Annotated in this window: 8 protein-coding genes; 3 read left to right on the plus strand and 5 right to left on the minus strand. The window is 76.6% G+C overall.

All coding sequences use genetic code 11. The features are described 5' to 3' along the window. Positions 1–222: 222 nt before the first annotated feature. The 4 genes from pth to glmU form a co-directional block, all read right to left on the minus strand. A complete protein-coding gene (gene pth / locus FA014_RS16235; RefSeq protein ID WP_154730686.1) occupies positions 223–840 on the minus strand; it encodes an aminoacyl-tRNA hydrolase in 618 nt (205 codons plus the stop codon). A gap of 108 nt (positions 841–948) precedes the next feature. Then, positions 949–1,545: a 50S ribosomal protein L25/general stress protein Ctc gene (locus FA014_RS16240; protein ID WP_154730687.1), complete on the minus strand. Its 597-nt coding sequence runs from the start codon at positions 1,543–1,545 to the stop codon at positions 949–951. A 304-nt stretch (positions 1,546–1,849) separates the two neighbouring features. Continuing rightward, the gene (locus FA014_RS16245; protein WP_154730688.1) at positions 1,850–2,833 is read right to left on the minus strand and encodes a ribose-phosphate diphosphokinase; all 984 of its coding nucleotides are present in this window, start codon (positions 2,831–2,833) and stop codon (positions 1,850–1,852) included. Next, the gene (gene glmU, locus FA014_RS16250; RefSeq protein ID WP_154730689.1) at positions 2,830–4,497 is read right to left on the minus strand and encodes a bifunctional UDP-N-acetylglucosamine diphosphorylase/glucosamine-1-phosphate N-acetyltransferase GlmU; all 1,668 of its coding nucleotides are present in this window, start codon (positions 4,495–4,497) and stop codon (positions 2,830–2,832) included. The genes FA014_RS16245 and glmU overlap by 4 nt, the downstream gene beginning before the upstream one ends. A gap of 185 nt (positions 4,498–4,682) precedes the next feature. On the opposite strand from glmU, the gene FA014_RS16255 reads away from it, so the two are divergent. The 3 genes from FA014_RS16255 to ptsP all read left to right on the plus strand — a co-directional run bounded on the left by FA014_RS16255 (position 4,683) and on the right by ptsP (position 7,336). Next, positions 4,683–5,120, plus strand: coding sequence for a VOC family protein (locus tag FA014_RS16255; RefSeq protein WP_154730690.1), 438 nt, complete (start codon positions 4,683–4,685; stop codon positions 5,118–5,120). 204 nt (positions 5,121–5,324) lie between these two features. Then, positions 5,325–5,603: an HPr family phosphocarrier protein gene (locus tag FA014_RS16260; protein ID WP_154730691.1), complete on the plus strand. Its 279-nt coding sequence runs from the start codon at positions 5,325–5,327 to the stop codon at positions 5,601–5,603. Next, positions 5,600–7,336, plus strand: a complete 1,737-nt coding sequence (gene ptsP, locus FA014_RS16265; RefSeq protein WP_230323270.1) for a phosphoenolpyruvate--protein phosphotransferase — start codon at positions 5,600–5,602, stop codon at positions 7,334–7,336. The genes FA014_RS16260 and ptsP overlap by 4 nt, the downstream gene beginning before the upstream one ends. Before the next feature lie 80 nt (positions 7,337–7,416). Here the strand turns inward: ptsP and FA014_RS20155 are convergent. Beyond that, on the minus strand, positions 7,417–8,008 hold a 592-nt coding region (locus FA014_RS20155; protein WP_230323271.1), incomplete at its 5' end, for a DUF6518 family protein.

The following is an 8,008-nucleotide window of genomic DNA, read 5'->3' on the forward strand; positions in this document are numbered from 1 at the left end:
CACCCGCGCCCGGTCGCCGGGGGCACCGCGCCGGCACCCGCGCCCGCGCCCGCACCCGCGGGCCGCCCTCGCCCAGGGGGTACGCGACACGTCGAGCGAGTAGCCGGCGACTACTCGCTCGACGTGTCGGGTACCCCCTCGGCGCCGCCCCCGCCCCCGGACGCGCGAGAGGCCGCCACCCCCGGCGGGGTGGCGGCCTCTCAACGTGCGGCGTCGGCGGCGCTACGCGGTGCGGGTGTGGAACCGCAGCTGCGCGCGCTCCAAGCCCTCGGTCACCAGCAGCTCGACGGCGTCGGCCGCGTCGTCCAGCAGCAGCGGCAGCTCCTTGAGCTCCGGCTTGGCGAAGTCCCGCAGCACGAAGTCGGCCGCGTCCATCCGCCCCGGGGGCCGGCCGATGCCGACGCGCACCCGCAGGTAGTCCTTGGTGCCGAGCGCCTTGGTGGTGTCCCGCAGGCCGTTGTGCCCGCCCTCGCCGCCACCGATCTTCAGCTTGATCTCCCCGAACGGGATGTCGAGCTCGTCGTGCACCATGATCACGCGCTCGGGCGGCACGTCGTAGTACCGGGCGAGCGCGGCGACCGGCCCGCCGGAGGTGTTCATGTACGTGGCCGGCTTCGCGAGCACCGCGCGCGGGCCGGGGGCGCCGCCGGGGAGGGTGCCGATCCGGGCCTCCGCGGTCGCGGCCTGCGGACGCCGGGACAGCACGCCGCCCTTCGACCCGAACGACGCCTGCGCGCGCCGCGCCAGCTCGTCGAGCACCATCTGCCCGACGTTGTGCCGGTTACCGGCGTACTGCGGCCCGGGGTTCCCGAGCCCGACCACCAGCCAGACGTCGCTCATCGCGGCGCCACTCCCTCCGTCGTCCACCTCATGGAACGCCGGACGCCCGGCACCTCACGGTACCGGGCGTCTCGACGCGGTCGGCGCGCACGGGGCGCGCCGGGCGGGTCACTCCGCGGCAGCGGCCTCGGCCTCGGCCTCGTCGGCGGCGCGGTCCTCGGCGGAGACGCTCGGGACCGTGACGGTCACGATGACCTGCTCGGCGTCGCCCTCGAGCACGGAGCCCTGCGGCAGGGTCAGCTCGCCGGCGGTCAGCGCGGTGCCGGCCTCGAGGCCCTCGATGGAGACCTCGACGTGCTCGGGCAGGTGCGTGGCCTCGGCCTCGAGGGTCAGCGTCTGGGTCTCGACGATGTGGATGGTGCCGGGGGCCGACTCGCCCACGACCGTCACGGGGACCTCGACGGTGACCTTCTCGCCGCGGCGGACGATCAGCAGGTCGACGTGCTCGATGACGTTCTTGACCGGGTCGCGCTGGACGTCCTTGGCGAGGGCCAGGACCGGCTTGCCGTCGAGCTCGATCTCGAACAGCGCGTTCGCCGCGCCCTTGACCGCGAGCATCGTCTCGTGGCCCGGCAGGGCGACGTGGACCGGCTCGGTGCCGTGCCCGTACAGGACGGCGGGGATCTGGTGGGCACGGCGCAGGCGGCGCGCGGCGCCCTTGCCGAACTCGGTGCGGGCGGTGGCGGCGAGCTTGATCTCGGACACGGTGACTCCTGGGGCGCAGAGAAGGGCGATGGCGGCGGTGGCCTCGACGCGGGGCGCGGGACGGGCACGCGGAGGCGTTCCACCCTGTCGATCACGGACCGGCGGACCCGGGTCTCTCCGGTGACCGTCCGACATCCCTCGCCGAGGCAACTGCTCCATGTTACCCGGGGGCGCGCCGCGGACGAAACCGGACCGGCACCGCCCGCGGCGCCCCCGCCCGCCCCGGACGCGCCGAGGCCCGCTCCCCCGGCGTGGGCGAGCGGGCCTCGGGCGTGCGCGCGGCGTCACCCGCCGCGCGGCGGGGTCAGGACTGGCCGTCGAACAGGCTGGTCACCGAGCCGTCGTCGAACACCTCGCGGATGGCGCGCGCGATGAGCGGCGCGATGGACAGCACCGTGAGGCCGTCGAACCGGCGCTCGTCCGGGATGGGCAGCGTGTCGGTGATGATCACCTCGCGGGCACCGCACTGCTGCAGCCGGTCGGTCGCCGGGTCGGACAGCACGCCGTGGGTCGCCGCGACGATGACGTCCTTGGCGCCGGCCTCCTTGAGGACCCGGACGGCGCCCGTGATGGTGCCGGCGGTGTCGATCAGGTCGTCGACCAGCACGCAGGTGCGGCCCTCGACGTCGCCGACGACGCGGTTGGCGACGGTCTTGTTCGGCTGCCGGATGTCGCGGGACTTGTGCACGAAGGCCAGCGGGCCGCCGCCGAGCTTCTGCGCCCACAGCTCGGCCACGCGGATGCGGCCGGCGTCCGGGGACACGACGGTGACGTTCTGCACGTCGACGCGCGTCCGCACGTACTCGGTGAGGATCGGCATGGCCCACAGGTGGTCGACCGGGCCGTCGAAGAAGCCCTGGATCTGCGCGGCGTGCAGGTCGACGCTCATGAGGCGGTCGGCGCCCGCGGTCTTGAACAGGTCCGCCATGAGGCGGGCCGAGATCGGCTCGCGCCCGCGGTGCTTCTTGTCCTGCCGCGCGTAGCCGTAGAACGGCGCGATCACGGTGATGGTCTTGGCCGAGGCGCGCTTGAGCGCGTCGACCATGAGGAACTGCTCCATCAGCCACTGGTTGATCGGTGCGGCGTGGCTCTGCAGCACGAACACGTCGGCGCCGCGGACGGACTCCGCGAACCGCACGTAGATCTCGCCGTTCGCGAAGTCGTACGCCGTGGTGGGCAGGAGGTCGATGTCGAGGCTCTTGGCCACGGCGGCGGCGAGCTCGGGGTGCGCGCGCCCCGAGACGAGGACGAGCCGCTTCTCACCGTCCTGCGAGACGATCCCGGTCATCGTGCGGTGTCCTCCGTGCTGGGCTGGGCGTCGGGCAGCGGGACCGGGTGGTCCGGCAGGGTCGGGGGTGGCGTGCGGTGCACACCGGCGGCGGGGCCGGCGGCCTGGCCGGCCCGCTCGCGCTCGGCGCGGGCCTGCGGCGAGAGCTCGGCGTCGTCGCCGCGGGCGCGGGCGGCCGCGTCCGCCGCGGGCGTGCCGGGGCGGGAGCGCGCGACCCAGCCCTCGATGTTGCGCTGGGCGCCGGCGCTCACGGCGAGCGCGCCCGGCGGGACGTCGTGCCGGATCACGCTGCCGGCGCCGGTGTAGGCGCCGTCGCCGACCGCCACCGGGGCGACGAACATGTTGTCCGAGCCGGTCCGGGCGTACGAGCCGATGGTCGTGCGGTGCTTGCGGACGCCGTCGTAGTTGACGAACACCGAGGCGGCCCCGATGTTCGTCTCGACGCCGATCGTCGCGTCGCCCACGTAGGACAGGTGCGGCACCTTCGAGCCGGCGCCGATCTCGGCGTTCTTGGTCTCCACGAACGTGCCGATCTTGCCGCGCTCGCCGAGCACGGTGCCGGGGCGCAGGTAGGCGAACGGGCCGACGGTGGCGTCCTCGCCGATCACCGCCAGCGAGCCGTGGGTGCGGACGACCGTGGCGCGGGCGTGCACCTCGACGTCCTGGAGCGTGGTGTCCGGGCCGATCGTGGCGCCGGTCGCGACCGAGGTGGCGCCGAGCAGCTGGGTGCCGGGCAGCAGCGTCACGTCCTGGGCGAGGTCGACGTCGACGTCGACCCAGGTGGTCGCGGGGTCCACCACGGTCACGCCGGCGCGCATCCAGCCGTCGAGCACCCGGCGGTTGAGCTCGGCGCGGAGCACCGCGAGCTGGGCGCGGTCGTTGACGCCCTCGACGAGCACCGGGTCGTCGGTGCGCAGGGCCCGCACCCGGCCGCCGTCGCCGCGGGCGATCGCCAGCACGTCGGTCAGGTAGACCTCGCCCTGCGCGTTGTCGCGGCCGAGCCGGCCGAACGCGCCGCGCAGCACGGCGGCGTCGAAGACGTAGACCGAGGAGTTGATCTCGGTGATCGCGCGCTGGGCGTCGGTCGCGTCCTTCTCCTCGACGATGCCGAGGACGTCGCCGGCGTCCGGCGCGTCCGGGCCGGCGCGCAGGATGCGGCCGTAGCCCGTGGGGTCGGCGACCTCGGTGGTCAGCACCGTGACCGCGTTGCCGTCGGCGGCGTGCGCGGCGAGCAGCTCGCCCAGGGTCTCGCCGTCGAGCAGCGGGATGTCGCCGGCGAGCACCACGACCGGGCCCTCCACCAGCACGCCGGACACGGAGCCGGGCTCGCCGGGGCCGTCGCCGGCCGAGGCCGCCTCGGCCTGCGCGGCGGCGTCCAGCACGGACAGCGCGCACTGCACGGCGCGGCCGGTGCCGGGGACGTCGTCCTGGTCGGCCACGAGCACCTGCGGCATCAGCTCGCGGGCGTGGGCCGCGACGGCCTCGCGCTCGTGCCGGACCACCACCGCGGTGCGCCGCGGCTCGAGGGCCTGGGCGGCCGCGAGCGCGTGCCCGAGCATCGACCGGCCCGCGAGGGTGTGCAGGACCTTGGGGGTGGCGGATCGCATCCGCGTGCCCTCGCCTGCGGCGAGGACGATGACCGCGGCGGGGCGGGGGGTGGTCACCTGTGGGTGCTCCCTGTGAGAGGTCTGCCCGCGCGCCCAAGGGGCGAGCCGGGCGGGGACGTCGTGCGCTGACGCACTCTACCGCCGCCGGGGAGCCCGCCGTCGCGGGTCCGGGCGGGCGGCACCATCATGGGACCGGCGCGGGTGCCGGCGGGGCGCCCGCCGGTCCCGCGAGGAGAGCCGACATGACGGACGCGACCGCCCCCGGCCCCGTACGGCCCCGGGTCGTGCAGACCGTGCTGGACACCACCGACCCGCGCGGGCTGGCCGAGTTCTACCGCGAGCTGCTGGGCATGTCCTACCGCCCGGGCGACGAGCCGCCCGCGCCCGGGGAGCCGGACCCGCAGGGGGACGACTGGCTGGTGCTGCGCGGCGACGACCTGTGGCCGCTGGCGTTCCAGAAGGTGCCGCAGATCACGCCGCCCACGTGGCCGGACGCCGCGGTGCCGCAGCAGCTGCACCTGGACATGACTGTGCCCGACACCGCGACCCTGGACGCGCAGCGGGCGCGGGCGGAGGCCCTCGGCGCGCGCCTGCTCCTCGACCGCCGCGACGACCCCGACGAGCCCCTGTTCGTGCTCGCGGACCCGGCGGGCCACCCGTTCTGCATCTTCGTGGGGTGACCCGGGCCTGCCGGGCGGGGGGCGGCGGGCCGGGGCGTTTGACGCCGCGCCCGCCGCCCCCGTACAACTGACGGCACCAGGGTTGTTACTGAGCGGTTCAGGCAAGACCTGAGGCACCGGCGATGCGTCGCCAGGCCTCAGGTCTTTTTTGTTGCCCTGGCGCGCCGTCCGACGCCGGCCGGTGCGACGAGAAGGGAAGTCACGATGCCTCGACGTCGAGCACGAGTCGCCACCGCCACCGGCCTGCACGCCCGGCCGGCGTCGCTGGTCACCCGCAAGGCCGCCGAGGGCGGCCACCCCGTCCTCATCGGCCGCGAGGGCGAGCCCGGCGTGGACGCCTCCAGCATCCTGTCGGTCATGGGCCTGCGCCTGCAGCACGGCGACGAGGTCGAGCTGAGCTCCTCGTCCGACGACGCCGAGTCGCTGCTGGACGAGCTCGCCGCTCTGCTGGAGAGCGACCTGGACCTGGTGGAGCAGGCGTGACCACCGTCGACGCGTCCCCGGCCGGGACCCTCGCCGCCGGCACCGTGCTCGCCGGGATCGGCGTGGGGCGCGGCGTCGCGCTGGCCCCCGTCGCCCGGGTCGCCGCCCCGCCCGCCGTCCCCGCCGACGAGCCCGCCCCGGCCGACCCGGCCGAGGCCGAGGCCCGGGTCCGCGGCGTGCTCGCCGAGGTCGGCGACGACCTGCGGGCCCGCGCCGCCGCGACCGCGAACCCCGACCTGCAGCAGATGCTCCAGGCCGCCGCCACGATGGCCGGCGACCCGGCGCTCGCCGCGGAGGCCGCCCGCCTGGTGCACGCCGGCACCGGCCCGGCCACCGCGGTGGACCAGGCCGTCGAGGGCTTCGCCGCGGTGTTCACCGCCGCCGGCGGCGACCTCGCCGAGCGGGCCACCGACCTGCGCAGCGTCCGGCACCGCGCGGTCGCCCGGCTGCTCGGCGTCCCGGAGCCCGGCCTGGCCGCGCTCGACGCCCCGGCCGTCGTCGTCGCGGAGGACCTGTCGCCCGCCGACACCGCGGCGCTCGACTTGTCGAAGGTCGCCGCGATCGTCACCGAGCTCGGCGGACCCACCAGCCACACCGCGATCGTCGCGGGCCAGCTCGGCCTGCCGTGCGTGGTGCGCGTCGCGGGCGCCACGACGCTCGCCGCGGGCACACCCGTCCTGGTGGACGCCGCGGCCGGCACCGTCGAGGTGTCGCCGTCGGCAGAGGCCGCCGAGCGGGTGGCCCGCCGCGCCGACGACGAGCGCCTGGTCGCGGCCGTGGCCGGCCCGGGTGCGACCGCGGACGGTCACCCGGTCCCGCTGCTCGCCAACGTCGGCACCCCCGCCGACGCCCGCGCCGCCGCGCCGGGCACCGAGGGGGTCGGCCTGTTCCGCACCGAGGTGCTGTTCCTCGACGCCCGCAACGAGCCCGCCGTCGCGGACCAGACCGCGGCCTACGCCGAGGTGATCGCGGCGTACGCCGGCCGCAAGGTCGTCATCCGCACGCTCGACGCCGGCGCCGACAAGCCGCTGGCGTTCGCCACCCAGGCCGACGAGGAGAACCCGGCGCTCGGCGTCCGGGGCTACCGGCTGGTCCGGTCGCTGCCGGGCATCGTCTCCCGGCAGCTCGAGGCGCTCGGCGCGGCGGTCCGCGCGCTGCCCGCCGAGCGGCAGGCCGACGTGTGGGTGATGGCCCCGATGATCGCGACCCCCGCGGAGGCGCGGGCGTTCGCGTCGGCCGCGCGCGAGGTGGGCATCGTCAGGGTCGGCGTCATGGTCGAGGTCCCCGCGGCCGCGCTGCTCGCCGACGCGATCCTGGCCGAGGTCGACTTCGTGTCCCTGGGGACCAACGACCTCGCGCAGTACACGATGGCCGCCGACCGGCTGCGCGGCGAGCTCGCCGACCTGCTGGACCCGTGGCAGCCGGCCGTGCTCTCCCTGGTGGCGGCCACCGCGGCGGCCGGCGTGCGCGCGGGCAAGCCCGTGGGGGTGTGCGGCGAGTCGGCCTCCGACCCGCTGATGGCGCTCGTGCTCGCGGGCCTCGGCATCACCAGCCTGTCGATGGCGGCCGGCCGGGTGCCCGCCGCCCGGTACGCGCTGCGGTCGCTGACCCTGGACGCGTGCCGGTCGCTGGCCGAGGCGGCGCTCGCCGCGCCGGACGCCGCGTCGGCCCGGGCGGCGGTCCGCGCGGGGCTGGACGCCGACGTGGCGCGGGTCCTCCTCGGCGAGGGCTGACCGGCCCCCCTCTGACGGGCCCCGGGTGGGGCGTTCTGCCGGGCACGCCGGTGCGTGCCGGGCAGGACGCTCCACCCGGGTCACGCGAGCACCAGGTGCACCGCCGCGAACCCGGCCGCGCCCACGGCAGCCGCGGCGGGCAGCCAGCGCAGCAGGTCCCGGGTCTGCGCACCGACCCGGCCCAGCGCCGGCACGAGCAGCGCCGCCACCGCCGTGAACACCGCGGCGTCCCCCCAGTACCGCAGTGCGACGGCGTACGTCACGACCGCCTCGGCCAGCCAGCACCCCACGAGCAGCGCCGGGTCGAGCCCGCGCCACCGGCCCGTGCCGGTCCGCCACAGCCGCCCGGCCCAGCCGAACACCGGCCCGCCGACGACGCCCGCGACGACCCACACCGCGACGGACGACGCCCCGACCGCGAACCCCCGCAGGTCGGCGACCAGGTAGTACCCGGCGACCTCGGCCGCGCAGGCGACCAGGCCCGCGAGCGCCGCGACCCAGCCCCGTCGCGCCAGGGCGCCGACGAGGAAGGACGCGACCAGCCACGGGCTCACGGCGTTGGCGAGACCGGCGAACCAGGTGCCGCCGAGCAGGGTCTGGCCGAGCGACGTGAGCGCGCCGACGACGAGACCGGCGCCGACGGCGATCGCGAGGACGCCGGGCGCGGCGAGC

Source organism: Cellulomonas hominis, from assembly GCF_005239125.1.
GTDB lineage: Bacteria > Actinomycetota > Actinomycetes > Actinomycetales > Cellulomonadaceae > Cellulomonas > Cellulomonas hominis_A.

What these genes read in the sequence shown, in the direction of transcription:
- pth (WP_154730686.1), bottom strand. Translation starts at nt 840, where the DNA reads ATGAGCGACGTCTGGCTGGTGGTCGGGCTCGGGAACCCCGGGCCGCAG.
- FA014_RS16245 (WP_154730688.1), bottom strand. Translation starts at nt 2,833, where the DNA reads ATGACCGGGATCGTCTCGCAGGACGGTGAGAAGCGGCTCGTCCTCGTC.
- FA014_RS16255 (WP_154730690.1), top strand. Translation starts at nt 4,683, where the DNA reads ATGACGGACGCGACCGCCCCCGGCCCCGTACGGCCCCGGGTCGTGCAG.
- FA014_RS16260 (WP_154730691.1), top strand. Translation starts at nt 5,325, where the DNA reads ATGCCTCGACGTCGAGCACGAGTCGCCACCGCCACCGGCCTGCACGCC.